The organism is Kribbella sp. NPDC050459, from assembly GCF_040655315.1.
In the GTDB taxonomy this organism is placed as follows: domain Bacteria; phylum Actinomycetota; class Actinomycetes; order Propionibacteriales; family Kribbellaceae; genus Kribbella.
This window is the reverse complement of the sequence record NZ_JBFAJQ010000009.1, coordinates 86286-109994: the sequence shown is the minus strand read 5'-3', so window position 1 is coordinate 109994 and position 23709 is coordinate 86286. Positions and strand designations below refer to the sequence as shown.

23 protein-coding genes and 1 riboswitch are annotated in these 23709 nt (G+C 69.7%); of the genes, 13 read left to right on the top strand and 10 right to left on the bottom strand.

Going from position 1 to position 23709, the window contains the following annotated elements; all coding sequences use genetic code 11:
* Window positions 1-1779 carry an ABC transporter ATP-binding protein gene (locus AB0I12_RS26925; RefSeq protein WP_359934635.1) on the bottom strand — a complete coding sequence of 593 codons (1779 nt, stop codon included), beginning with the start codon at window positions 1777-1779 and terminating at the stop codon, window positions 1-3.
* Window positions 1776-3536, bottom strand: a complete 1761-nt coding sequence (locus AB0I12_RS26920; protein ID WP_359934633.1) for an ABC transporter ATP-binding protein — start codon at window positions 3534-3536, stop codon at window positions 1776-1778. Before AB0I12_RS26920 ends, AB0I12_RS26925 begins: the two co-directional genes overlap by 4 nt.
* A gap of 164 nt (window positions 3537-3700) precedes the next feature.
* On the opposite strand from AB0I12_RS26920, the gene AB0I12_RS26915 reads away from it, so the two are divergent.
* Complete coding sequence (locus AB0I12_RS26915; protein WP_359934631.1) at window positions 3701-5110, top strand: MFS transporter; 1410 nt, start codon at window positions 3701-3703, stop codon at window positions 5108-5110.
* Here the strand turns inward: AB0I12_RS26915 and AB0I12_RS26910 are convergent.
* Window positions 5097-6110 carry a (p)ppGpp synthetase gene (locus tag AB0I12_RS26910; protein ID WP_359934629.1) on the bottom strand — a complete coding sequence of 338 codons (1014 nt, stop codon included), beginning with the start codon at window positions 6108-6110 and terminating at the stop codon, window positions 5097-5099. The two genes, AB0I12_RS26915 and AB0I12_RS26910, sit on opposite strands and share 14 nt — an antisense overlap.
* Window positions 6111-6259: 149 nt before the next feature.
* Between AB0I12_RS26910 and AB0I12_RS26905 the strand changes: the two genes are divergently transcribed.
* The 5 genes from AB0I12_RS26905 (at window position 6260) to AB0I12_RS26885 (ending at window position 11730) form a co-directional block, all read left to right on the top strand.
* The gene (locus AB0I12_RS26905) at window positions 6260-7453 is read left to right on the top strand and encodes an ATP-binding protein (protein ID WP_359934627.1); all 1194 of its coding nucleotides are present in this window, start codon (window positions 6260-6262) and stop codon (window positions 7451-7453) included.
* A 475-nt stretch (window positions 7454-7928) separates the two neighbouring features.
* Window positions 7929-8783, top strand: a complete 855-nt coding sequence (locus AB0I12_RS26900; protein WP_359934622.1) for a DUF3152 domain-containing protein — start codon at window positions 7929-7931, stop codon at window positions 8781-8783.
* A gap of 28 nt (window positions 8784-8811) precedes the next feature.
* Complete coding sequence (locus AB0I12_RS26895; protein ID WP_359934620.1) at window positions 8812-9618, top strand: hypothetical protein; 807 nt, start codon at window positions 8812-8814, stop codon at window positions 9616-9618.
* Entirely contained in the window at window positions 9615-10274 is a 660-nt protein-coding gene (locus AB0I12_RS26890) for an alpha/beta hydrolase (RefSeq protein ID WP_359934618.1), read from the top strand. The genes AB0I12_RS26895 and AB0I12_RS26890 overlap by 4 nt, the downstream gene beginning before the upstream one ends.
* Before the next feature lie 17 nt (window positions 10275-10291).
* A riboswitch (TPP riboswitch) is annotated at window positions 10292-10409 on the top strand.
* The gene (locus AB0I12_RS26885) at window positions 10405-11730 is read left to right on the top strand and encodes a cytosine permease (protein WP_359934616.1); all 1326 of its coding nucleotides are present in this window, start codon (window positions 10405-10407) and stop codon (window positions 11728-11730) included. (Overlaps the previous riboswitch by 5 nt.)
* Here AB0I12_RS26885 and AB0I12_RS26880 read toward each other — a convergent pair.
* Genes AB0I12_RS26880 through AB0I12_RS26860 form a run of 5 tightly spaced genes read right to left on the bottom strand, consistent with a single transcriptional unit; the run spans window position 11669 to window position 16455 of the window.
* The gene (locus AB0I12_RS26880) at window positions 11669-12889 is read right to left on the bottom strand and encodes a cation:proton antiporter (RefSeq protein ID WP_359934614.1); all 1221 of its coding nucleotides are present in this window, start codon (window positions 12887-12889) and stop codon (window positions 11669-11671) included. The two genes, AB0I12_RS26885 and AB0I12_RS26880, sit on opposite strands and share 62 nt — an antisense overlap.
* A gap of 39 nt (window positions 12890-12928) precedes the next feature.
* On the bottom strand, window positions 12929-13159 hold the full coding sequence (locus tag AB0I12_RS26875; RefSeq protein WP_359934612.1) for an anti-sigma factor: 231 nt from the start codon (window positions 13157-13159) through the stop codon (window positions 12929-12931).
* Window positions 13156-13788, bottom strand: coding sequence for a sigma-70 family RNA polymerase sigma factor (locus AB0I12_RS26870; RefSeq protein WP_359934610.1), 633 nt, complete (start codon window positions 13786-13788; stop codon window positions 13156-13158). The genes AB0I12_RS26875 and AB0I12_RS26870 overlap by 4 nt, the downstream gene beginning before the upstream one ends.
* A gap of 29 nt (window positions 13789-13817) precedes the next feature.
* The gene (locus AB0I12_RS26865) at window positions 13818-14522 is read right to left on the bottom strand and encodes a flavodoxin family protein (protein ID WP_359934608.1); all 705 of its coding nucleotides are present in this window, start codon (window positions 14520-14522) and stop codon (window positions 13818-13820) included.
* 10 nt (window positions 14523-14532) lie between these two features.
* The gene (locus AB0I12_RS26860; RefSeq protein ID WP_359934606.1) at window positions 14533-16455 is read right to left on the bottom strand and encodes a thiamine pyrophosphate-binding protein; all 1923 of its coding nucleotides are present in this window, start codon (window positions 16453-16455) and stop codon (window positions 14533-14535) included.
* A gap of 86 nt (window positions 16456-16541) precedes the next feature.
* Here AB0I12_RS26860 and AB0I12_RS26855 point away from each other — a divergent pair, with 86 nt between their 5' ends.
* The gene (locus tag AB0I12_RS26855) at window positions 16542-17150 is read left to right on the top strand and encodes a hypothetical protein (RefSeq protein WP_359934604.1); all 609 of its coding nucleotides are present in this window, start codon (window positions 16542-16544) and stop codon (window positions 17148-17150) included.
* Window positions 17151-17176: 26 nt separating this feature from the next.
* The gene (locus tag AB0I12_RS26850) at window positions 17177-17860 is read left to right on the top strand and encodes a class I SAM-dependent methyltransferase (RefSeq protein WP_359934602.1); all 684 of its coding nucleotides are present in this window, start codon (window positions 17177-17179) and stop codon (window positions 17858-17860) included.
* A 90-nt stretch (window positions 17861-17950) separates the two neighbouring features.
* Here the strand turns inward: AB0I12_RS26850 and AB0I12_RS26845 are convergent, their stop codons facing one another.
* Window positions 17951-18517: a methylated-DNA--[protein]-cysteine S-methyltransferase gene (locus AB0I12_RS26845; RefSeq protein WP_359934600.1), complete on the bottom strand. Its 567-nt coding sequence runs from the start codon at window positions 18515-18517 to the stop codon at window positions 17951-17953.
* The gene (locus AB0I12_RS26840) at window positions 18510-18995 is read right to left on the bottom strand and encodes a sigma-70 family RNA polymerase sigma factor (protein WP_355693388.1); all 486 of its coding nucleotides are present in this window, start codon (window positions 18993-18995) and stop codon (window positions 18510-18512) included. The genes AB0I12_RS26845 and AB0I12_RS26840 overlap by 8 nt, the downstream gene beginning before the upstream one ends.
* Before the next feature lie 251 nt (window positions 18996-19246).
* On the opposite strand from AB0I12_RS26840, the gene AB0I12_RS26835 reads away from it, so the two are divergent.
* Genes AB0I12_RS26835 through AB0I12_RS26815 form a run of 5 tightly spaced genes read left to right on the top strand, consistent with a single transcriptional unit; the run spans window position 19247 to window position 23675 of the window.
* Window positions 19247-19789 (top strand): flavin reductase family protein, encoded by a 543-nt coding sequence (locus AB0I12_RS26835; RefSeq protein ID WP_359934598.1) that lies wholly within the window; start codon window positions 19247-19249, stop codon window positions 19787-19789.
* Entirely contained in the window at window positions 19782-20825 is a 1044-nt protein-coding gene (locus AB0I12_RS26830; protein ID WP_359934595.1) for an ABC transporter substrate-binding protein, read from the top strand. Before AB0I12_RS26835 ends, AB0I12_RS26830 begins: the two co-directional genes overlap by 8 nt.
* Window positions 20822-21658, top strand: coding sequence for an ABC transporter permease (locus tag AB0I12_RS26825; RefSeq protein ID WP_355693382.1), 837 nt, complete (start codon window positions 20822-20824; stop codon window positions 21656-21658). Before AB0I12_RS26830 ends, AB0I12_RS26825 begins: the two co-directional genes overlap by 4 nt.
* The gene (locus AB0I12_RS26820; RefSeq protein ID WP_359934593.1) at window positions 21634-22344 is read left to right on the top strand and encodes an ABC transporter ATP-binding protein; all 711 of its coding nucleotides are present in this window, start codon (window positions 21634-21636) and stop codon (window positions 22342-22344) included. Before AB0I12_RS26825 ends, AB0I12_RS26820 begins: the two co-directional genes overlap by 25 nt.
* Window positions 22341-23675 carry an LLM class flavin-dependent oxidoreductase gene (locus tag AB0I12_RS26815; protein WP_359934591.1) on the top strand — a complete coding sequence of 445 codons (1335 nt, stop codon included), beginning with the start codon at window positions 22341-22343 and terminating at the stop codon, window positions 23673-23675. Before AB0I12_RS26820 ends, AB0I12_RS26815 begins: the two co-directional genes overlap by 4 nt.
* Window positions 23676-23709 lie beyond the last annotated feature (34 nt).

Genomic DNA, 23709 nt, shown 5'->3' with positions numbered 1-23709 from the left:
TCATCGGTCGCCGTGCCAGGAGTGCCAGAGCGCTGCGTACGCCCCCTGCGCGTCCACCAGTTCGTCATGGCCGCCGAGCTCGACGATCTTGCCGTCCTCGACGACGGCGATCACGTCGGCGTCGTGCGCGGTGTGCAACCGGTGTGCGATCGCCACCACGGTCCGGCCCTCCAGCACGGTCGCCAGCGACCGCTCCAGGTGCCGGGCCGCCCGCGGGTCCATCAACGAGGTCGCCTCGTCCAGGACCAGGGTGTGGGGGTCGGCGAGGACCAGCCGGGCCAGTGCGACCTGCTGCGCCTGGGCCGGCGTCAGCGAGACCCCACCGGAGCCCACTTCGGTGTCCAGCCCGTCGTCGAACCCGGCGACCCAGCCGTCCGCGTCCACCGACCGCAGCGCCGCCCACAGGTCCGCGTCGGACGCGTCCTGCCGGGCGAGCCGCAGGTTGTCGCGCACGCTGCCCACGAACACGTGGTGCTCCTGGTTGACCAGGGCAACATGACTACGGACCTGCTCGGCAGACATCCGGCCGAGCGCCGCACCGCCCAAGGTGATGTCACCGACGCGCGGCGAGTAGATGCCGGCGAGCAACCGGCCCAGCGTCGACTTGCCCGCACCGGACGGCCCGACGAGCGCCACCCGGGCACCCGGCTCGACCGTCAATGTGACACCGTGCAGGACGTCGCGGCCCTCCAGGTACCCGAAGCGGACGTCGTCGGCCAGCACGGTCCGCCCGTCCGGCTCGGCCTCGCTCGCCGCCGCGGCGGTCTCGACCTCACGGACGCCGACCAGCCGCGCCAGCGACACCTGCGCGACCTGGAGCTCGTCGTACCAGCGGATCATCATGTTGACCGGCTCGACGAGCATCTGGATGTACAGCGCGCCTGTGGTCAGTGCACCGACGGTCAGCCAGCCCTGGATCGCGAAACCGCCGCCGATGACCAGCACGGCCGCCAGCGCGACCGTGTGGGTCATGTTGATCACCGGGAACAGGATCATCCGCAGGTACAGCGTGTACCGCTCCCAGGCGACCCACTGGCCGATCCGGGTGTCACCCAGCTCGATCCGGCGGCCACCGAGCCGGTGCGACTCGACGGTGCGGCCCGCGTCGACCGTCTCGGCCAGCGCCGAGGCGACCGCGGCGTACCCGGCCGCCTCCGACCGGTACGCCTTCGGGGCGCGCTTGAAGTACCAACGGCCGCCGATGATCAGGATCGGCGCCGCGATCACCACCGCCACGGCCAGCGCGGGCGCCGTCACGATCAGCGCGCCGATCAGCAGCGACGCCCAGATGATCGCGATCGTCAGCTGCGGTACGGCGTCGCGCATCGCGTGCGACAGCCGGTCGATGTCGGTGGTGATCCGGGACAGCAGGTCACCGGTGCCGGCGCGCTCGAGCACGCCCGGCGGCAGCCCGACCGCACGGATCAGGAAGTCCTCGCGCAGATCCGCGAGCATCTCCTCACCGAGCACCGCACCGCGCAACCGGGTCAGCCGCACGAACACGGTCTGCACCGCCAGCGCGAGGACGAAGCCGATCACGACATACGGCAGGTTGACGTCGGTGTGGCCCTCGGACAGCTTCTGCACGACGTTGCCGAGCAGCCACGGACCGACCATGCCGCTCAGCGCTGCCACCGCGTTCACCAGGGTCAGCCAGAGGAACTGACGCCGGTGTCGGCGGAACAGTGTCTTGATGTAGGCACGGACGGTCGCGCCACTCGCTACCGGCAGCCGCACCACTTCCTGGGGGGCTGCCGGGTCGTACTCCGGGCGCTTCACGCTGACTCCTCGAATGTTGGCTCTTCTTCACGGGTCACAACGGCCCTGTACCGCGCGTTGGTGTGCAGCAGTTCGTGGTGCGTGCCGACCGCGTCGACGCGGCCCTCCGGCACGAACACGACCCGCTCCGCCCGGTCCAGCATCAGAGGACTGGACGTGAACACCACCGTGGTCCGGCCGGCACGCAGCAGCTGCAGACCGTCCGCGATCCGCGCCTCGGTGTGCGCGTCGACCGCACTGGTCGGCTCGTCGAGCACCAGCACCTGCGGGTCGACGTACAGCGAACGCGCCAGCGCCACCCGCTGCCGCTGACCGCCGGACAGGGACCTGCCGCGCTCGGTCAGCACCGCCTTCATGGCGTCGGACTCACCAGCAGGCAGCGTCTGCCGCAGCACGTCGAGGATGTCCTCGCACTGCGCTGCGTCCAGGGCCGTCTCGGGTGAGACCGCACCACTCGCCGGCACGTCGAACAGCTCCCGGACCGTCCCCGACAACAGCACCGGGTCCTTGTCCTGCACCAGGACGACGGTGCGCGCGGACTCGAGCGGGATGTCGTCCAGTGCGACACCGTCGAGCAGGACGGAGGCCTCGTCGGTGGCGGACGGGCTGTGGCCACCCAGCCGGTCGGCCAGCAGACCACCGGCGTCCGGGTTGCCGCAGACGACCGCGGTGAAGCTTCCGGCCGGGACGTTCAGCCCGGTGACCGGGTCGAGCAGGTCGCCCTCCGGCAGCTGGGCCGCGGACGTCCCCTTGGTCTCGTCGGTCCGCTGCAGCGACAGCACGCGCGCGGCCCGGCGCGCCGACACCTTCGAGAAGATGAACGCGCTCGCCGTCTCCTCGAACGTGTGCAGCGGAACCAGCATGAACGTGATGAACCCGTACGTCGTGACCAGCTCGCCGACCGAGATCCGGCCCTGGGTCACCAGCCGGACGCCCATCCAGACGACGACCACCAGGAACAGACCGAACAGCAGCACCTGCAGAGCCGCGATCAGCGACCACATCCGGGCACTGCGCACCGCGCTGCTCCGGTACTGCTGTGAGGCCTCGCGGTAGCGCTGCAGGAACAGCTGCTCACCGCCGATGCCGCGCAGCACGCGCAGGCCGGCGACGGTGTCGGCGGCGAGCTCGGTGGCCCGGCCGCCCTTGGCCCGCTGCTCGTCCGCGCGGCGCTCCGCCGGACCCATCAGCGGCACGATCGAGAACGCGAGCACCGGTACGGCGATCGCGACGACGAGGCCGAGCTGCGGTTCGTACAGCAGCAGGCCGATGACGACCGCGAAGCAGGTCAGCAGCGCGGCGACGAAGCGGCCCAGGACCTCGACGAACCAGCCGATCTTCTCGACGTCGCCGCTGCTCACGGCGACCACCTCGCCGGCCGCGATCCGGCGGGTCAGCAACGAGCCCAGCTCCGCGGCCTTGCGGAACAGCAGCTGCTGCAGGCGCGACGCGGTGCTGATCCAGTTCGTCACCACGGCCTTGTGGAAGAACGAGTCGGCGCCGGCCTTGGCCGCGCCGAAGGCCAGCAGCAGCGCGCCGGCCAGGATCAGCTTGGGCCAGGACAGGTCGATCGCCGCCTGCACGGCGAGACCGACGGCGACCGGAGCGGCGGCGATACCGCCGAAGTAGACCAGTCCCCAGAACACTGCGAGGACTTGCCCCCGCAGTTGCTGGTGCTCCAGCCAGATGATGAGTCGGAGGCCGGATCGGGTGTCCGGCACACCCGGATCGGCGAAGGGAATGAGGCGCAAGGACATGACGTCTCACAAAGAGGCATAGAAGGATTGGAAGAAGGCACCTGACCAGGCGAATGGAACAAGCGTAGGCGGCCCCGCCGACAGTCCGTCAAACCGTTTTCGTGGCTGGTCGGGAACCGTTTCCAGGCTGGGTAGTACAGTCTTCAACGGATGGAGGGAGCCGGGTGGAGGAGCTGACCCGCGGTCGGCGGCTGCTGGTGCTCGCGATCTGTTGCTCGAGCCTGTTCATCGTCGGGCTGGACTCGACCATCGTGAACCTGGCGCTTCCGGCGATCCGGTCCGAGTTCGACGCCTCGGTCGCCAAGCTGCAGTGGACGATCGACGCCTACACGCTGGTGCTGGCCTGTCTGCTGATGGTCTCCGGGTCGACCGCGGACCGCGTCGGGCGGCGGCGGACCTTCCAGGCCGGGCTGGTGCTCTTCGGGATCGGGTCGTTGCTGTGCGGAGTCGCGACGAGCATCGACCTGCTGATCGCGTTCCGGGTGCTGCAGGCCGTCGGCGGGTCGATGCTGAACCCGGTGGCGATGTCGATCATCACCAACACGTTCACCAACCCGCGTGAGCGCGCCCAGGCGATCGGGGTCTGGGGCGGAGTCGTCGGGCTGAGCATGGCGGTCGGCCCGGTCGTCGGCGGTTCGCTCGTGGATGCGGCCGGGTGGCGGTTGATCTTCTGGATCAACGTGCCGGTCGCCGTCGCCGCCTTCGTCATGACGGCGCTGTTCGTACCGGAGTCACGGGCCGCCGTACCGCGGCGGATCGATCCGGTCGGGCAGGTGCTCGTCGTCTTGCTGCTGGGCAGCCTGACGTACGGAATCATCGAAGGTCGGTCGGCCGGGTGGGGGTCGCCGCTCATCGTCGGATGCTTCGTCGTGTGCGTCGTCTCGCTGGCGTCCCTCGTGTACTACGAGCGTCGCCGGGAGGAGCCGCTGCTGGACCCGCGGTTCTTCCGGAGTGCGCCGTTCTCCGGGGCCACACTGATCGCGGTGTGCGGGTTCTCGGCGCTGTCCGGGTTCCTGTTCCTCAACTCGCTCTATCTGCAGTCTGTGCGCGGGTTCAGCGCACTACATGCCGGTCTGCTGACCCTGCCGATGGCTGCGATGACTGTGGTGTTCGCGCCAGTGTCCGGGTGGCTGGTCGGTCACCGCGGCCCACGGGTACCGCTGGTCGTCGCGGGCACCATGCTGACTTTGTCGGGTCTCCTGCTGTCCCAGTTGAGCACTACTACTTCCACTGCATGGTTGCTGGTCAGCTATCTGGTCTTCGGGCTCGGCTTCGGGATGCTGAACGCACCTATTACCAATGCGGCGGTCTCCGGGATGCCGCGTTCCCAGGCCGGCGTCGCTGCAGCGATCGCGTCGACCAGTCGCCAGGTGGGTGCCTCGCTCGGTGTTGCCGTCGCGGGCACTGTCCTCACGGCGCGTCTGGTCGGCTCTTTCGAGTCCGGGTTCGTCGACGCGGCAAAGCTGTGCTGGTACATCATCGCGGGCTGCGGTGCGCTGGTACTGGTGCTCGGTCTGATCACCACGACCCGCTGGGCCCGCCGTACGGCAGAGGACCTCGTCAGGGCTGGATGATCTCGGCCCGGACAAGTGCCTTGAGCCGGCCGCGGAGGATCTTTTGGCGGCGCTCCTCGTCCGGGAACAGGTCCAAGTAGGCAGGGCCTTTGGCGGCGAGCAGGTCGTCGTCGAGGCGGCGTACCGTGCCTGCCGGCGCCCGGTGCGTCATGGCGGCCTGCACTGCTTCACTGTCGATCCCGGTGAGCAGTTCGGTGAGCTGCTCCTCCGTGGTGATGTCGAGGCGGTGCAGGATGCCCAAGATCCAGGCGTAGTGCGTGGTCTTCGCGTGTGGCGCGTCCGGGTAGCGACGCGTCAGGTACGTCGTCAGCGTGGCCGTGGTGAGGTCGAGCGGCGCCTTGTCCTCCGCGGTCGCCGCCAGCTCGCGGTACAGGCGGTCGATCTCGGTGAACTCGTTGTCGGCCAGCTCCATCAGGGCCGCCGCCAGCAGGAACCGCCGGTCGAACTCGGGCTTGCGGTCCGGCGGGATGTCCAGCTTGTACCGGATGTCGTGCTCGAACTCGGCCCACGCGTGCTGGACCGCCGTACGGACCTGGATCTCCATCACGAGGTTCTTCAGTACGGCGTACTCCGGGAGCTCGCGGCGGTGCTCGTTCAACCGGACCAGGTAGTGCTTGCTGGCGTACCCGAAGACGCCCTGCGCCCGGGTGTGCGCGCCCATGTCGGTGTGCTCGACGATCTCGAACTCTTCCTCGATCACCTCGCACACCCGGTCCACCGCCTCGACCAGGAACGTGATCACCCGGGCCGCGACCAGGTCGGTGATCTGGTTCAGCGGGTCGTCGTACTTCGGCCTGGCGGGATCGTCCGGGTGCGGCTTGGACGCCTTCGCGAGGAACGACTCCGGGTCCTTCGCGCGAGCCGTCGCGCTCAGGTAGTTGATGCCTTCCTCTTCGCCGATCAGCTCGTTGATCAGCGCCTCGAGCTTGCGTGCGCCGCCGACGTACTGCTGGTGCACCCGCTCGTACAACGCCCCTGCCTGCGGAGCCCACTCCACCATGGCGGAACCATAGTGGTCTTCGGGTCGCTCACGGTGTCTATCGGTTTCTAGTCATTTCACTAGAAAGCCGTAGAGACCGCTCGCGACACGCTCTGGCCGTCGATCGGTCAATCTACGGAAAACGCTAGACGCGCTCATACAGTGAAAGCATGGATCCGATCCGGAATCCCTATGCGCCCGGCGCCGGTCAGCGGCCGCCTGAGCTGGCCGGACGCGACACCGAGGTGCGGCAGTTCGAGGTAGTGCTCGAACGGGTCGCGGCAGGCAGACCGGAACGGAGCCTGGTGCTCAGCGGACTCCGGGGCGTAGGCAAGACGGTCCTGCTCAACACACTGCGCTCACAGGCCATCAAGCGAGCGTGGGGTACCGGCAAGATCGAGGCCCGGCCGGACCAGAGCATCCGGCTACCGATCGCGCAGGCGCTGCACACCGCGATGCGGGAGCTGGGCCACCGGCACCGCGACGACCAGAAGGTCGACCAGTTCAGCGCCGTACTGAAGGCGTTCGCGCTGCGCACCGCGGTGAACGACCGGAAAGGCATCCGCTGGCATCCGCCGGTCGACGTCGCCGCGGCAAAAGGCCGAGCCGACTCCGGTGACCTGGAGATGGACCTGATCGAACTGTTCACCGACGCCGCGGACCTGGCCGGTGACCTGACCGTCGGGGTCGGGCTGTTCATCGACGAGATGCAGGACATCAGCACCGACGACCTGTCCGCGCTGTGCGCCGCCTGTCACGAGATCTCGCAGCAGAGCGCCCCGCTGGTCGTCGTCGGCGCGGGGCTGCCGCACCTGCCCGCCGTACTGTCGGCCAGCAAGTCGTATTCCGAGCGGCTGTTCCGCTACATCCGCGTGGACCGGCTGGCGCGTGAAGCGTGCGACCGGGCGCTGATGGTGCCGGCCGAGAGCGAAGGCGTGCAGTACGACGAGGAGGCTCTCGACGAGCTGTACGCGCAGACCGACGGCTACCCGTACTTCGTGCAGGCGTTCGCGCACTCGACCTGGGACCACGCGCCGACCTCACCCATCACCATCAAGGACGTCGCCGTCGCCGCCCCCGAAGCATCCGCCGAGCTGACCGTCGGCTTCTTCGGCTCCCGCTACGAACGCGCCACACCCGCGGAACGCGAGTACATGCGCGCCATGGCCGAACTGGGCATCGGCGTCGACGACGGCTCCGTCCCCACCGCCGAGGTCGCCAGCACCCTCAACCGCAAACCCCAGTCCCTCTCCCCCGCCCGCGACGGCCTGATCAAAAAAGGCCTAGTCTTCTCCGCCGAACGCGGCACCGTAGCCTTCACCGTCCCCCACTTCGGCAAGTTCCTCCGCACAAGAACAGCCTGACAACTGGCGGAGGGTGAGCGGGGAAGTGTGAGCGGGGAGGTATGAATGGTGAAGGTGGAGCAGGCCACGCGTGCTACGCAGCCGCCACTCGTCGCTCCGCTCCTCGCCGCGCCTGCTACGCGCGCTCCCTCCCACCCCCGGGCTAGCGCCCGTGCATCAGTTGCCGGCTGCCGCCGGCGTGCTCCCGGCTGCCGCCGGTGCGTTGCGGGCTGGCGCCCGCGTGTTCGCGCTGCCGCGCGGGGTGACTGCAAGCGGATTCCGGGCCGGGGCATGACCGTCGCCGGCGAACAGACCGCCTTCAACCCACCCCGAGCTGGCGCCTGCACACACCTCCGGTTCTCGCCGGGTGCTGCGCCTGCGGCCAACCGCGAGCAGGCCGTCCGTGGGAGCCGCTCCTCCTCTTCCGGCTCATCTGACCGCGGCTTAACACAACCGGGCTTTCGTGCTTTGGCAGGTATCGGTAGGGTCACTTGTCATGACCACCCGGCGGAGCGGCCAGCGGGCCGACGTGTCCAGGCGTCGGGGTGGGCGGCACAGTCGGCGGAAGTCGTACAAGGGGCAGTGGCTTGTGGTGACGGCGTTGGCGGTGCTGGGGACTGTGGTGGTGGCGCATCCGGACGTGGCGCATCGGAACAGTCTTGCGGCGGAGGCGGTGGCGGGGGTTGACGCTGTCGCCGAGGAGGTGCCGGTGGCTGCTACGCCCAAGCCGACTCCGATCGCCACGCCGACGCAGAAGTTCACCACGCCGTTGCGGCCGGCACCGACGCTGACGCGCAAGCCGAAGAACGCGAAGCCGAACGTGTTGGTCTCGAGCGGGAAGCTTGCGGTGGTGCCGGGGTCCGACAAGGCGACCGGGGTGCGCGACAAGCTGACGTACCGGGTCGAGATCGAGCAAGGGGTGTCGGTGAACGGCGCCGCGGTGGCGGCGGCGATCCACAAGACTTTGACGGATCCGCGCGGCTGGCAGGCGCTGCATCCGGTGAGTTTCGAGCGGACGGACCGCGTCGACGCCGACCTCCGGATCATCCTCGCGACGCCGACCTTGACCGACAAGCTCTGTCTGCCGCTCGACACCGGCGGTGAGGTGTCCTGCCGCGTCGAGGACCGGGTGGTGCTCAACGCCAAGCGGTGGATCTACGCGATCCCGGCGTACAACGGCAACGTCGAGATGTACCGCAGCTACCTGGTCAACCACGAGGTCGGTCACGCGCTCGGCCACGGGCACTCCACCTGCACCACCCCGAAGACCCCCGCGCCGGTGATGATGCAGCAGACCAAGGGTCTGGCCGGCTGCCTACCGAACGCCTGGCCGACCATCAAGGCCACCTGAGAGACTGGGCGCGACGGAGGGAGCACCGATGTCGTCACAGGACTTCCCGACGTACGGCCGGGGCGATGAGCCCGAGAAGCAGCAGGCAGCTGGTGAGGAGCATCACTACGCTCCGCCCGCGCCGTACGGCGGCGGCACGTACGCCGGGCCGCCTGCCCCGCCGGAGCAGTTCCAGTACGCGCAGCCGCAGCCGTACGGGACCCAGCCGCAACCGCAGGGCAACCCGGCGTACCACCAGCCTCCGGCCTACCGCCCCGGCGCACCCTACGGCGCCGAAGCGAGCCCGCAGCCGCATGAGCTCCCGACGTACGGCCGGGACGAGCCGTCGCGGGATCCGCGCGCCGCTCGGGTCGTCGGCCTGGCGACGTTCATCGCCGCGATCTACGGTCTGCTCGTCGTGTCCGTCCAGCGGGTCGCGCTGCGGGAGATCTCCCAGGCGCCCGGCTCACCGCTCAACCACCCGTTGCGGACCGACGTGCTCGACGCGATCGGCCAGCTGCTGCTTCTCGTCGTCGGCACCGGCGCGCTGGTGATGTGGATCCGGGACGTGCTGGCCCGCCGCAAGGCCGATCGTCGGCCCGAGCCGGCCGAGCTCGCGGGGCTGCTGCTGGTCGCGGTGTCGGTGGTGCTGATCCTGGTCTGGCTGCTCATGGTGCTCTCCACCGGGCTGGGTAGCAGCAACGACGCGCTGCACCGGCTGCCCACGGCGTACGGCTGGGGTGGGGTCGGCCTGCTGCTTCTCGCCCTCGGCCTGTTCCTCGGGTACCGCGAGCTGAAGCCCGACGTAGCGAACCCCGTCGTCAAAGGCGCTCCGGCCAAGGCGCCCTGGGAGTGAGCGCACCGATCGTCCTCGTGCCCGGCCTGGGCCTCGGCCCGGAGTCGTACGCGCGGACCGCCGAGCATCTCGTCACGCCGTACCACGTGGTGACGCTGCCCGGGTACGGCGAACCGGCAGGCGCTCGGGAGGACCTGCATCCGCGGGCGCTCGCGGTGGCGCTGGCCGAGAAGATCCGCGAGCGGTCGGTGCTGGTCGGCCACTCGGCGAGCTGTCAGGTCGTCGTCGAGACGGCGGTGCGCTACCCCGAGCTGGTGCACGCCCTCGTGCTCGTGGCCCCGACGGGTGATGCCCGGATGTCGAGCTGGGTCGACCGCGCCGTCCGGCTCGTCGGGTCCGCCATCCCGGATGTGCCGAAGCTGGTCCGGATCAGCCCGCAGTACGCGCGCACGACGCTGCCGTCGATCGCCCGCGCCGGGGAGGCGTCGCGGATCCACGACCTGGCCGCGGTGATGCCGCACGTCCGGGCGCCGGTGGTCCTGGTCCGCGGCAAGCACGACCTGATGTGTACGAAGGAGTGGCTAGAGCAGCTCGCCGAGCTCAGTCACGGTGAGGCACGCACGCTGGAGACGGGTGCCCACATGCCGGTCGTCACGAACGGCCCCGAGGTGGCGGCGCTCATAGAACGAGCGGCCGCTCTGCCGGAAAGTAGCTGACGCGTTAAACTCACAGCACCAACCTATGCGGGAGCTCGCACCGAGGATGCGCGGGCTGAGAGGGCGACAGCTGGGTCGCCGACCGCCTGAACCTGACCGGGTAATGCCGGCGTAGGGAGTGGGGTCACTCATGACCGATACAGCTGTTCGTCCGTCGAGCTCCACCGAGGCTCCGCTCGTTCTCACCACCGATGCGCCGCGCACGCTCGGCTTCTTCGACCAGTTCACGCTCTGGGGCAACTTCGGCATCTCGCTGTTCGGCCCGGTGACCGGTGCGCTGGTCGCGGCGTACACCGGCTCGCTGTGGCAGGGCCTGCTCGCGGTCGTCGTCGGCTGTGGCATCGGTGCGCTGGTGCTCGGCGGTGCGGCCGTGTTCGGGTCGCAGACCGGTGCGCCGGCGATGGCGTGCCTGCGTGGTCTGTTCGGCCGCCGCGGCTCGATGGCGCCGACCGTGCTGAACATCGCGCAGAACGTCGGCTGGGCGACGATGGAGATCATCGTGATCTCGCAGGCCGCGGTCGCGGTGACGAGTGAGCGCTGGCGCTGGCTGTTCGTCGTCCTCGCCGGGGTGATCGCGACCGCGATGGCGGTGCGTCCGCTGGGCAGCGTGAAGATCCTGCGCAAGTTCATGGTCTGGCTGGTGCTGATCGCGTCGGTGTACCTGTTCGTGCAGGTGCTGAGCAAGCCGACGCACGCCCTGCCGCAGGACAGCGTGTTCGGCTTCTGGCCGGCGGTCGACCTCGCCGCGGCCGGTGTCGTGTCGTTCGCCCCGCTGGCCGCGGACTACACGCGGCACTCGCGGACCAACAAGGCGGCGTTCGCCGGTTCCTCGCTCGGCTACGGCCTGGCCGCCATCGCGTACTACGCGCTCGGCGTGGTCGCCGTTGCGACGCTGGGGACGAACAGCGACGACGTCATCACCGCACTGGTCACGCTGCCGGCCGGCGCGATCGCCCTGCTCGTGCTGCTGGTGGACGAGGTCGACGAGGCGTACGCGAACGTCTACTCGACCACGATGGCCGCGCACAACCTGATCGGCCACATCGACCGGCGGTGGATCTCGGTCGCGATCGGCGTCATCGCCACCGGGATCGCGCTGTTCATCGACCTCGGCAACTACACGCAGTTCCTGTACCTGATCGGCTCGGTCTTCGTTCCGCTGTTCGCGGTCGCGATCGCCGACTTCTTCGTGGTCAGCAAGATGAAGTGGGACGTGTCCGGTACGGCGAAGTTCCGCTGGCAGCCGACCGTCGCGTGGCTGATCGGCTTCGTCGCGTACCAGCTGGTGAACCCCGGCACCGTCACGGGCTGGTCGCCGTTCTGGACCAAGATCCAGCAGGCCCTGTTCAACGACCAGCCCGTGCCCAGCTGGCTCGGTGCGACGTACACGTCGATCATCGTCTCGATGGTGGCTGCGGTACTGCTCGGCCGGATCGGTCGGCGGCAGGCTGCCTGAGCAGCACCAGCGCGACCGCCGGGAACACCAGCACGGACAGCAGCCCGGCGCAGACCAGAGCGGCGGCGGTGACCGGGCTCATCAGCCCGGTCGCCACGCCGATCTGCGTCGCCGTCACGATGAACGGCAGCGACGTCGCCTGCAGCAGCGCCGCCGCAGCCGTCGCCCGGGGGCCGAGTGTCCGCACTGCGAGGTACGCCGGTGCGCCGCGGACGACGAGCAACGCGAGCAGGAACAACGGCACCCGGACGAGCGCGGCCGGGTCCTCGAGCAGGCCGCGCAGATCGAGCCGGAGTCCACTCGTCACGAAGAACACCGGGATCAGGAACCCGTAGCCCAACGCCTCCAGCTTGATCCGGAAGCGTGGATGCGAGGCGGCGTCCCGGTCGACCAGTCCGACTACCGCTCCGGCCAGGAACGCCCCGAGGATCGTCTCCAGCCCGAACTGCTCCGCCAAGGCGACGAAGGTGACCAGCAGCACCACAGCAGCCCGGACCCTGATCTCCGCTGTGGTGTCCTGCAGCCGCAGCAGGACCCCGCCGAGTCGCTGCGACCGTCCGGCGGTGGCGACCACGAGACCCGTGACGACCACGAGCAGAGCGAAGAGCGCGACCATGACGAGCCGTTCGCCCGCACTGCCTCCTTCGGTCGAGAAGACGAGTGACAGCACCAGTACGGCGGCGAAGTCGGCGACGGATGCGGCCGCGATGGTGAACTGCCCGACGCTGCCCTCGGCCTTGCCCGCGTCCTTGAGGACCGGCACGACCAGGCCCAAGGACGTCGCTGACAACGTGACAGCGAGCAGGAGCGCGCTGTTCACCCAGCCGACCGCAGAGAACCCGAAGCCGGCCAGCCCGCCCAGCAGCAACGTCACCAGATAGCCCAGGACCGCCAGCCGCAGCACCTGTCCGCGCAGCCGGTGTACGTCGATCTCGAGGCCGGCCAGGAACAACAGGAAGCCCAGCCCGAGCAGCGAGACGATCTGCAGCGGCAGGTCGACGTCGATCAGGCCGAGCCCGTGCGGACCGAGCACGATCCCGGCGACGATCTCGAGGACGACCGCCGGGACCCGGAGTCGCGGTGCGAGGCCGAGCAGCAGCGGTGCGAGCAGCGCGATCAGGACGACCGCGAACAGGTTGGTGAACTCCACGTCCGGCATACCGCTTCAGTGCCGTCGACGCGGCCGGACGTTACGCGGTCAACCGCGCGGGAAGGAACGGAAGGCGTCGAGCAGCCGGTCGCGGGTCTCCTCGGGCAGGTTCTCGGGCTCGACCCGCCCGACCTCGGTCGCCGTGCGCCGGATCTGCTCGACGTAGCTCTCGCAACCGTCGCAGAGCGCCAGATGCTCGACGAACCGCTGCTCGGTCTCCGTGGCCAACGCACCGTCGAGATAGGCGGTGACAAGCTCGACCAGCTCGGCGCACGTCATGCGTCAGCTCCCGTGAAGTAGTGGTCCAGCCGGCCGCGAACGGCTGCCCTGGCGCGGTGCAGCAGGACCCGTTGGTTGGCCATGGAGATCTCCAGCAACGCACACACGTCCTCGGCGTCGTGTCCGTCGATGTCCCGTAACGTCAGCACCACCTGCTGTCGGATCGGCAGGCCCTCGATCGCCGCGGCCACGGTGGACCGGACCTCGTGGGCCAAGACCTCGCTCTCGGTGGTCGGCCAGCGGTCCGGGAACGTGCGCCAGCCGCCCGGGTACTGGTCGTCGGCGCCCCGGAAACGCTGCGGGTCGACCGTCGGCTCGCTGTCCGGCACAAGGCTCGTCCAGGGGACGGTCCGCTGCTCGCGAGTGGCCCGCTTGCGGGCGATGTTCACCAGGATCCGGTACACCCACGTCCGCAGTGACGACCGGCTCTCGAAGCGGTCGATCCCCTCGAACACCGCCAGCCAGGTGTCCTGCACGACCTCCTCGGCACTGGCCGACGTGGACACGAACGACCGGGCCAGTCGCAACATCGAGCCGGACCAGCCGTTCAGCAGGCACGCGAACGTCTCCTCGTCCCCGGTCCGCAGCCCGGCGACGAGGACGTCGTCCGTCGGCAGCACCACCCCCACAAGCCGACGGTACAGCAGCACCCCGGACGTCAGCGGTACTCCGGGTTCTCGAAGTCGAAGCGGCAGCCGGCGTCCCACTCGGAGCGCTGGTTGCCGTGCGCCGGTACGCCGCCGGCGTCGTTCAGCATCCGCGCGAGGTGCAGCAGGTTCCAGGTCATGAAGGTCGTGTTCCGGTTGGTGAAGTCGTTGTCGGGCCCACCCGAACCCTCGTCCAGGTACGACGGTCCCGGGCCGGCCTCGCCGATCCACCCGGCGTCGGCCTGCGGCGGGATCGTGTACCCGAGGTGCTGCAGCGAATACAGGACGTTCATCGCGCAGTGCTTCACGCCGTCCTCGTTGCCGGTGATCAGGCAGCCGCCGACGCGGCCGTAGTACGCGTACTGCCCGTGCTCGTTCAGGATCGACGAGTTGCCGTACAGGCGTTCGATCACCTGTTTGGTGACCGAGCTGTTGTCGCCGAGCCAGATCGGTCCGGCGATCACCAGGATGTCGGCGGCCATCACCTGCTCCTGGATCGCCGGCCAGCCGTCGGTCGCCCAGCCGTGCTCGGTCATGTCCGGCCAGACCCCGGTGGCGATGTCGTGGTCGATCGCGCGGATCACGTCCACCTGGACGCCCTGCTTCTCCAGGATCTTCCGGCTGACGTCGATGAGTCCCTCGGTGTGGCTGCCGGCCGGCGACCGCTTCAGCGTGCAGTTGAGGAACAGGGCGCGGAGGTCGTCGTACTCGGTCATCGGTGTCTCCTCAGAGAAGTTCCGCGTCCTGCTCGACACAGAGCAGGACCGGGCCGGTGGCGGTGAACAGTTCGGTCATCGCGTCGTCCAGGTCCTGACGACGGGTGACCCGCAGGCCGGTCGCGCCGCACAGTTCGGCGTAGGCGGCCCAGTCGGGGTTGTGCAGCGAGGTGTGCCAGACCGGGTAGTCGGCGGCGAGCTGCTCCTTGCTGATCTTGCCGAGCGAGTGGTTGTCGAGCAGCACGTGCTTGACCGGGATGCCGTACTTGACCGCGGTCGTGAGCTCGGCGGCGTACTGCGCGAAGCCGCCGTCACCGGTCACCGCGACGATCGGCCGGCCCGGAGCGGCCGCCCACGCGCCGAGCGCGGCGGGATACCCGAAGCCGATCGATCCGAGGTAGCCGGACATCAGCACCGGTTGGCCTTTCGACTCCAGGTACCGGCCGAGCGAGTACGCATGGTTGCCGACGTCAACGGTCACGACGGCGTCCGCGGGCAGATGCTTCGAGAGCGCGTCGAACACGGCCGCCGCCGACACACCCCGCCCTCGGTCGTCGTTCACACGCCGCTGTTTCTCCGCGCGCCAGATCGCCCAGCGCTCGGCCACGTCCGGCCGCTGGTCCTCGGCCTTGACCTCGCCGAGCATGCCGGTGAGCGCGGACAGTGCGAGCCGCGCGTCGCCGAGCACGTCCACGGCGACCGCGTCGAAGCGTCCGATCGCGGCGTGGTCGTCGTCGATCTGGACGATCGGCTTGTACGCCGCGATGCCGGTGTGGTTCGAGAACGAGGCGCCGGCCACGACGAGCAGGTCCGACTCGTTCATCAGCCAGCTCGCGACCGGCGTACCGCTGCGGCCGAGCACCCCGGCGCCGAGCGGATGCGTGTCCGGCAACAATCCCTTGGCCTTGAAAGTGGTCAGCACCGGCATGTTGAGGCGCTCGGCCAGCTCGCGGACCTCGGTCTCGGCTCCGCGGGCGCCGTGGCCCACGATCATCACCGGCCGGCGTGCGTCGCGGATCAGGTCCGCCGCGCGGACCAGCGTGTCCTCGTCCGGCCGGATCCGGCGGCCGGAGAGCCGCCCGCTGGGATTCTTGGCCGCCGCATCGGACGGTTGGACCTGTACCTCGTCGGGCAGCACGAGGTGTGCGACGCCGCGGCCGTCGATGGCGTGCTTGACCGCCAGCGCAGCCAGCTCGGCGTGATCGCTGCCGGCCTGGACCGCCGTACTCGAGACGGCGACGTCCTTGAAGACCGCGGTCAGATCGAGGTCCTGGAACGCGCCGCGGCCGAGCCACTTCGACGGCACCTGTCCGGAGACGGCCAGGACGGGCGAACCGTCGAGCTTGGCGTCGTACAGTCCGGTGAGCAGGTTGGTCGATCCCGGACCGGCGATCGCGAAGCAGACCGCAGGACGGCCCGTGAGCTTGCCGTAGGCACCAGCCGCGAACGAGGCCGCGCCCTCGTGCCGGATGCCGATGTAGGTGAGTTCACCGCGGTCCTCGGCCCGCCGCATCGCCTCGGCGAAGCCGAGATTGGAGTGCCCCACCATCCCGAACACATGGCTGATGCCGTGGGCAACCAATGTCTCCACGAGGACGTCGGCCACGGTCCGGACCGCTTCCTGCCGGTCCGGCAACTGCACATAGACCCCGTCCGCCCGCTCGTCCACCGGATACGACGGGACGCTGTCGGAGAACCCCTCCGGCGGTTGGCCGCTGATCGGGTCGTAGTCGTACCCGTGCCACGGACACCGCAGCAACCCCTTCTCGATCGACCCTTCCCCGAGCGGGCCGCCTTGGTGCGGGCACTTGTTCTCCAGCGCGCCGAGCCGCGCCCCGCAGCGGGCCAGCGCGATGCTCCGGCCGTCAACCACCACACTGCGGACGCGCCCGTCCGCCGGTACGTCGACCTCGTCCACCCGATGCCAGTCCATGTAACGTCTCCCACCCTTCGCGGCACCAATCGATCAGGTGATCAGTGCCGACACACGGCCTGGGCGTTACAGAGGAGACCGCAGCAATGGAAGAACGTTCGCTCGCCGTAACCCGTCGATCCCTGCACGGCGTCGCCGAGCTCGTCCTCGCCGGGCCGCAGCACGGCCGGGGAGGCGGCATCCGGCTGCGCGTCGTCCCCGGCGGGTTCGGCACCACCGACGGCGACTTCCGGGTCGAGGGCGACGCGCTCGTCGCGCCGGCGGGTACGGTCCGGCTGACCGGCACGTACGCCGAACTCGCTGCCGCCGTGGGCCTCGAGGCGAGGCCGCTCGACGAGGTGTACTCCGGCGGCCCGATGATCGCCTCGCACGAGCACCTCGAGATCGACCCGGCCGCGGCCCGGTTGCTCGCGGAGGCCTTCGCCTGCGGTGACGCGGCGCTGCGGGCGTTCGCGCCGGGCGAGACACCCGTCCTGTGGCCCGAGCACTTCGACGTCGGGATCACCGTCGACGAGGTCAACTACGGCGTCTCGCCCGGTGACGACCACCTGCCCGAGCCGTACGCGTACGTCGGGCCCTGGACGCCGCCGACCGGTGCTTTCTGGAACGCGCCGTTCGGCGCCACCCGAACGTTGGCCGAACTGTCCGACGTACTGGAATTCTTCACCGCCGGCAGATCCCTGCTGGACAACTGACCCACCGGGACCGGAATACTTGCCGCATGCTGAATTCCGCACTGCGTAGCCGGGCCGAATACGCCGAGCTCGGCGCCGACGGACTGGCCGCGCGGACAACGCCCGAGCGGGACGCCGCCATCGTCGCGGCGGTCGAGGAGCTGCTGGTCGGTCGGGAGTCGGTGCTCGACCTGTGCTGCGGGTACGGCCGGGTCGCGCTGCCGCTGCGCCGCGCGGGCAAGGTGGTGCGGGCGCTGGACATCTCGCCGAACCTGCTCGAGGCCGGCCGGGCCGCGGCCGCCGAGGAGGAGCTCGCGATCGACTGGGCGATCGGCTCGATGACCGACCTGCCGTACAAGTGGGATTCGTTCGACGCGGTGATCTGCCTGTGGACGGCGTTCCACGAGCTGTTCGCCGAGGACGAGCAGATCTCCACCATCTGCGAGATCTCCCGGGTGCTGAAGCCGGGCGGGATCGCGATCGTCGAGGGCCCGGTCTGGGGCCCGGCGACCGCCGCCGAGATCGCAGGAGGGATGCGCCAGGGCCCGGAGCACCGGATCGTCACCACCGAGCACGACGACGACCGCAGCAGCGTGCACTTCATCCACGACGAGATCAGCTACGGCCGGCTCTGCGCGGCCGCCGGAATCGACGACTACAAGGTCTACAAACGCGACTGGGGCGGCCGGCGCCGGCTCATCCTGGAGATCCACCAACCGGCAACTTCCTGACAGGTCAGGAGGAGCAGATCCCCACTCCACATTGGGGATCTGCTCCTTTGAATTTCGAGTGTAAAACCATTCCGGGCTATTCAGGAAAACTCAGCTTTTTGCTTCGAGATTCAGCAAGAATCGCTTCGCGTCGAGACCCCCGGCGTACCCGGTGAGCGCGCCGTTCGCGCCGATCACCCGATGGCAGGGCAGCACGACGCACACCGGGTTGGCGCCCAGCGCGGTCCCGACCGCGCGCGCCGCCTTCGGCCGGGCGATGTCGCCGGCCACCGCGCCGTACGTCGTGGTCCGCCCGTAGCTCGTGTGGGTCGGCAGGTCCTCGAGCACGAGCCGCTGGAACGGTGACGCCAGGACCAGATCGACGTCCAACTCGAACGCTCGCCGCTGCCCGGCGAGGTACTCGTCGAGTTGCCGTCGTACGTCGTCCAGCGGGCCCGGCTGGCGTAGTACCCGCGGGGACACCGCCCGGGCGAGCCGGTCGGTCATCGTCTCCTCGTCGTCGAACGAGCTGGCGACCACCCGCCCGTGCGAGATCGCGAGCAGCATCGTGCCGATCGGGGTGTCGTGCAGTGTGTAGGCCACGTCGGCGTCCGGCAGGACGGGCGGCCTGAGGCCGGGGGTGCTGAGCCGGGTCAGCCGGCTCTCGAGATCAGTCATCGTGTACTCCGAGTTTCGTGCGCAGGGTCGCCAGCGCGTCGCTGACGAGCCGGCGCGACGCGGCGGGCGTGGTGTCCAGAGCGGCGGCCACGCCGTGGTGGTCCAGGTCGCCGACGTATTTGAGCGTGATCGCGAAGCGTTGCCGCTCCGGAAGGTCGTTGACCGCCCGCCACAGGTCGGGGTCCGGCCAGTCCGCGGTCTCGGGCCCGTCGACCGCGACCGGCGGCGCCTCGTCCAGCGGGCGCTGCGGTTTCCGCGCCCGGTGCACGTCGGTCGCGCACCGGGCGGTGATGGTCAGCAGCCAGCTGCGCAGGTTCTTCGCCGACGTCAGCGCCGGGTACGCCGCGTACGCCTTCTCCCAGGCGCGCTGCGCGACGTCGTCGCCGTCGTCCGGACCCGCCAGCGCGCGGGCCAGCCTGGCCACGTCCTGCCAGTGCGCGTCGATCAACGCCTGGAACGGGGGTAACCGCAGAGCCATCACGTAAGTAGAACGCATCGGGGTCGCGGCGTGTGAGTCCGGATCACGAGATTGTCTAGTTACTTGGTGGACATTGATGCGAAGATAGCTGACATGACGACGACACACCTCACCCGCCGTCGCGTCATCGACCTGCTGCGGACGGCGAGCGCCACCTGTCGGTGACGCGTTCACTCGCTGCTGCTCGCATGAGGCCTGTCTGATCACGCCTCACTTCACCTGTGGTCCCTGCCCCGTTCCGAGGGAGAGACATGTCTGTACCTGCCTTGAACCGTCCTGCCCTGTCCGTCGTCCCGGACCGATCCGTGGAGCGGACGGTGGACGCCGACGTCTACCGCTCCGTGTTCCGTCGCCACGCCGCCGGCGTCGTGGTGATCACCGCGGACGCCGGGCACGGCCCGGTCGGCTTCACCGCGACCTCGCTGGTCTCGATCAGCCTGCTGCCGCCGCTCGTCTCGTTCGCGATCGCCACCAGCGCGTCCAGCTGGCCGGCCGTGAGCGCTGCGAGCAGCGTGGTGATCAACTTCCTGTCCGCCGACCAGCACGCGATCGCCGGCCGGTTCGCCACCAGCGGTATCGACCGGTTCGCCGAACCGACCCGCTGGTCACGGCTTGCCACCGGCGAACCCGTCCTCGACGACGCGCCGAGCTTCCTGCGGGCGCAGATCGCGCACCGTTTCGCCGTCGGCGACCACTACCTGGTCGTCGCCCGCCTCGCCACCCATACCGAACGCCGTGAGCACGAGTCGCTGCTCTACCACGACGGCCGCTACGCGAAAGCACACCATGTCTAGAAAACGCCTCCTCCCCGCCCTCGCCCTGCTCGCCTTCGTCGCCGGTTGCGGCGCGAACGCGGCCGCCGACGACTCCGCGAAGCTCTCGCTCGACGCACCGCTGCCGACCGCGGTCCCGGACGGCGCCAAGATCGTCGTCGGCGATCCCGCCACCGAGGTCGCGCTGAAGCTCTCCGGCCAGTACGACAAGGTCTCGAAGTACGTCCAGTTCGCGAACCTGAGCGGTGGTCCGCAGACCACCGAGGCGTTCCGGGCGCACGCCCTGGACCTCGGCTCGGTCGCCGAGATCCCGCCGATCCACGCAACCTGGACCGGCCTGCACGTGAAGATCGTCGCCTCCAAGTTCCGTCAGGACCCGCTGAACCACCCGATCTACAAGCTCGGCGTCGCTCCCGGGGTGTCGGTGAAGACCTTCGGCGACCTGCGCGGCAAGAAGATCGCATACAGCCCTGGGCAGGCGCAGGGCGCGCTGATCCTGAAGGTGCTGAAGAAGGCGGGACTGACCAAGGACGACGTCAAGCTGGTCGAGTTGCCGAGCACCGGCGACGTCTACGCCCAGGCGCTCGCCGGCAAGCAGGTCGACGTGGCCCCGATCGGCGGCGTCCAGATCAAGCGGTACCTGGCGAAGTACGGCAAGGACGGCGCGAGCACGATCGACCACGGCCTGCGCGACGACGCCGGCCACCTCTACGGCCCGGTCGAGTCGCTCGAGGACCCGGCGAAGGCCGCCGCGATCCGGGCGTACGTCGCCGCCTGGGGTGTCGCCCAGGAATGGATCGACAAGCACCCCAAGGAGTGGATCGAGGGGTACTACGTCAAGAACCAGGGCCTGAGCGCCGCCGACGGGCAGTGGCTGGTCGACAACGCCGGTCACCCGGACATCCCGGCGGACTGGAGCGACGCGATCCAGCGTCAGCAGGAAACGATCGAGTTGCTCGCCCAGGAGACCGGCAACAAGGTGATCGAGGCCAAGGACCTGTACGACCTGCGGTTCCAGACCGTCGCCGCGGACGCGATCAAGGGAGGCGCCAAATGAGCGCGACCACCCTGCCCGGACTGCGTCCGCGCGCCGCGACCAGCCCCGTCGTACGGCGCCGCCGGCTCGGACCGGGCACGCCGATCCGGTTCGGGGCCGCGATCGGGCCGGTGCTGCTGCTGGTGATCTGGAGCATCGGATCCGCCACCGGTTGGATCGACCAACGAGTACTGTCCGCGCCGTGGACCGTGGTGACCACGGCCGGCGACCTGATCGCCGACGGCCGCCTGCAGTCGAACTTGTGGACGTCCGCGCAGCGCGCGCTGATCGGCCTCGCGCTCGGCATCGTGCTCGGCGTCGTCCTCGCGCTGATCTCCGGCCTGTCCCGCCTCGGTGAGGCGGTCCTCGACGGCCCGATCCAGATCAAGCGCGCGATCCCGTCGCTGGCGCTGCTGCCGCTGCTGATCCTCTGGCTGGGCATCGGCGAGTCGATGAAGATCGTCACCATCCTGCTCGGGGTGTTCGTGCCGATCTACATCCACACCCACAACGGGCTGCGCACCATCGACAGCCGGTACGTCGAGCTCGCGCAGACCGTCGGGCTGTCGCAGTGGGACTTCGTCCGGCGCGTCGTCCTGCCGGGCGCGCTGCCCGGCTTCCTGCTCGGGCTGCGGTTCGCCGTCACCGGCGCCTGGCTGTCGCTGGTCGTCGTCGAGCAGATCAACTCCACCAGCGGCATCGGCTACATGATGGAACTGGCCCGCACGTACGGGCAGACCGACATCATCATCGTCGGCCTGGTCGTGTACGGCGTCCTCGGTCTGCTGTCCGACGCGGTCGTCCGCCTGGTCCAGAGGAGGGCGCTGTCATGGCGACGAACATTGGCCTCCTGACCGTCCAGGTCCGCGACCTGGTCCGCCGGTACGACGATCGCGCCGTCCTGGACCGGCTGGACCTGGACATCGCGCCCGGCGAGTTCGTTGCGCTGCTGGGGAAGAGCGGATCCGGGAAGAGCACGCTGCTGCGGGCGCTGGCCGGTCTGGACCACGACGTCGAGGGAACCGGTGAGCTGGCCGTCCCGGCGAACGTCTCGGTGGTCTTCCAGGACTCCAGGCTGTTGCCATGGGCAAGAGTGCTCGACAATGTCGTGCTCGGATTGGGCGCTGCGGACGACCGCGGCCGCGAGAGCCTGGCGGAGGTCGGGCTCGCGGGACGCGAGAAGGCGTGGCCGAACGAGCTGTCCGGCGGCGAGCAGCAGCGGGTCGCGTTGGCGCGGTCGCTCGTGCGGGAGCCGGAGCTGTTGCTCGCGGACGAGCCGTTCGGGGCGCTGGACGCGCTGACCCGGCTGAAGATGCACGCGCTGCTGCGGAAGCTGTGCGCGGCCCACCAACCCGCCGTACTGCTGGTGACGCACGACGTCGACGAGGCGATCGTGCTGGCCGACCGGGTGATCGTGCTCGACGCCGGCCGGATCGTCGCCGAGGAAACCATCACGCTGGCGGCGCCCCGGAGCGCGGCCGATCCAGGATTCGCCGCGGTCCGGTCGCGGCTTCTCGACGCCTTGGGAGTTTCGGTATGAGCAGGCAGTTGCATCTGAACGCGTTCCTGATGAGCACCGGTCACCACGAGGCGTCCTGGCGGCTGCCGGAGAGCGACCCGTTCGCGAACACGTCCGTGGCGCACTACCAGGCGCTGGCCCAGCTGGCCGAGCGCGGCAAGTTCGACTCGATCTTCTTCGCGGACTCGCCGGTGCTGTTCGGCAACGTCGGGCGGCGCCCGGCCGGCTCGCTGGAGCCGACCGTGCTGCTGACCGCGATCGCGGCCGTCACGTCGCGGATCGGGCTGATCGCCACCGCGTCCACGACGTACAACGAGCCGTTCAACCTGGCCCGGCGGTTCGCCAGCGTCGACCACGTGAGTGGCGGGCGCGCGGGCTGGAACGTCGTCACCACGGCCGGGCCGGAAGCGGCCCGCAACTTCAACCTGGCCGATCAGCCGGCGCACGCCGAGCGGTACGAGCGCGCGGCCGAGTTCCTCGAGGTCGCGTACAAGCTCTGGGACTCGTGGCAGGACGACGCGGCGATCGCGGACAAGTCGTCCGGTGTGTGGGCGCTGAACGAGCGTGTGGTGCCCATCGACCACGTCGGGCGGCACTTCCAGGTCCGCGGGCCGCTGAACCTGCCGCGCTCGCCGCAGGGGCACCCGCTGATCGTCCAGGCCGGGTCCTCGGAGGACGGCAAGGGCCTGGCGGCCCGGTACGCCGAAGCCGTGTTCACCGCGCAGCAGACGCTGGAGGACGCGCAAGAGTTCTACCGGGACCTGAAGGCGCGCACGGCGGCGCTCGGGCGGGACCCGTCGTCGGTGAAGATCCTGCCCGGGATCGTGCCGGTGATCGGGTCCACGGCCGCGGAGGCGGAGCGGCTGGAGCACCAGCTGGACTCGCTGATCCGGCCCGAGTACGCGCGGCTGCAACTGGCTCGCACGCTGCGGGTGGCACCGGAGGACCTGCCGCTCGACCAGCAACTGCCCGCAGATCTCCCCGACGAGGACGAGATCGAGGGCGCCAAGAGCCGGTACACGCTGATCGTGACACTCGCCCGGCGGGAGAAGCTGACCGTCCGCGAGCTGATCGGCCGGCTCGGCGGCGGGCGCGGGCACCGGACCTTCACCGGTACGCCGGAGCAGGTCGCGGACGCGATCCAGCACTGGTTCGAGGCCGGCGCGGCCGACGGCTTCAACGTGATGCCGCCGGTCCTGCCGTCCGGTCTCACCACGTTCGTCGACGAGGTGATCCCGATCCTGCAGGCCCGCGGCCTGTTCCGGACCGAGTACACCGGCACGACCCTGCGCGACCACTACGGCCTGCCCCGTCCGGCAGGACGCTCCGGGCTCCACGAGGCGACCGCCTAGTGCCGCTGGTGCTGGGCCCGTCAGCCGGCCCAGC

Coding starts and splice junctions, on each gene's coding strand:
- AB0I12_RS26895 (WP_359934620.1), top strand. CDS start 8,812: ATGTCGTCACAGGACTTCCCGACGTACGGCCGGGGCGATGAGCCCGAG.
- AB0I12_RS26840 (WP_355693388.1), bottom strand. CDS start 18,995: ATGGCTCTGCGGTTACCCCCGTTCCAGGCGTTGATCGACGCGCACTGG.
- AB0I12_RS26855 (WP_359934604.1), top strand. CDS start 16,542: ATGGAAGAACGTTCGCTCGCCGTAACCCGTCGATCCCTGCACGGCGTC.
- AB0I12_RS26845 (WP_359934600.1), bottom strand. CDS start 18,517: ATGACTGATCTCGAGAGCCGGCTGACCCGGCTCAGCACCCCCGGCCTC.
- AB0I12_RS26825 (WP_355693382.1), top strand. CDS start 20,822: ATGAGCGCGACCACCCTGCCCGGACTGCGTCCGCGCGCCGCGACCAGC.
- AB0I12_RS26880 (WP_359934614.1), bottom strand. CDS start 12,889: ATGCCGGACGTGGAGTTCACCAACCTGTTCGCGGTCGTCCTGATCGCG.
- AB0I12_RS26815 (WP_359934591.1), top strand. CDS start 22,341: ATGAGCAGGCAGTTGCATCTGAACGCGTTCCTGATGAGCACCGGTCAC.
- AB0I12_RS26830 (WP_359934595.1), top strand. CDS start 19,782: ATGTCTAGAAAACGCCTCCTCCCCGCCCTCGCCCTGCTCGCCTTCGTC.
- AB0I12_RS26900 (WP_359934622.1), top strand. CDS start 7,929: ATGACCACCCGGCGGAGCGGCCAGCGGGCCGACGTGTCCAGGCGTCGG.
- AB0I12_RS26875 (WP_359934612.1), bottom strand. CDS start 13,159: ATGACGTGCGCCGAGCTGGTCGAGCTTGTCACCGCCTATCTCGACGGT.
- AB0I12_RS26905 (WP_359934627.1), top strand. CDS start 6,260: ATGGATCCGATCCGGAATCCCTATGCGCCCGGCGCCGGTCAGCGGCCG.
- AB0I12_RS26885 (WP_359934616.1), top strand. CDS start 10,405: ATGACCGATACAGCTGTTCGTCCGTCGAGCTCCACCGAGGCTCCGCTC.
- AB0I12_RS26865 (WP_359934608.1), bottom strand. CDS start 14,522: ATGACCGAGTACGACGACCTCCGCGCCCTGTTCCTCAACTGCACGCTG.
- AB0I12_RS26910 (WP_359934629.1), bottom strand. CDS start 6,110: ATGGTGGAGTGGGCTCCGCAGGCAGGGGCGTTGTACGAGCGGGTGCAC.
- AB0I12_RS26820 (WP_359934593.1), top strand. CDS start 21,634: ATGGCGACGAACATTGGCCTCCTGACCGTCCAGGTCCGCGACCTGGTC.
- AB0I12_RS26860 (WP_359934606.1), bottom strand. CDS start 16,455: ATGGACTGGCATCGGGTGGACGAGGTCGACGTACCGGCGGACGGGCGC.
- AB0I12_RS26920 (WP_359934633.1), bottom strand. CDS start 3,536: ATGTCCTTGCGCCTCATTCCCTTCGCCGATCCGGGTGTGCCGGACACC.
- AB0I12_RS26850 (WP_359934602.1), top strand. CDS start 17,177: ATGCTGAATTCCGCACTGCGTAGCCGGGCCGAATACGCCGAGCTCGGC.
- AB0I12_RS26835 (WP_359934598.1), top strand. CDS start 19,247: ATGTCTGTACCTGCCTTGAACCGTCCTGCCCTGTCCGTCGTCCCGGAC.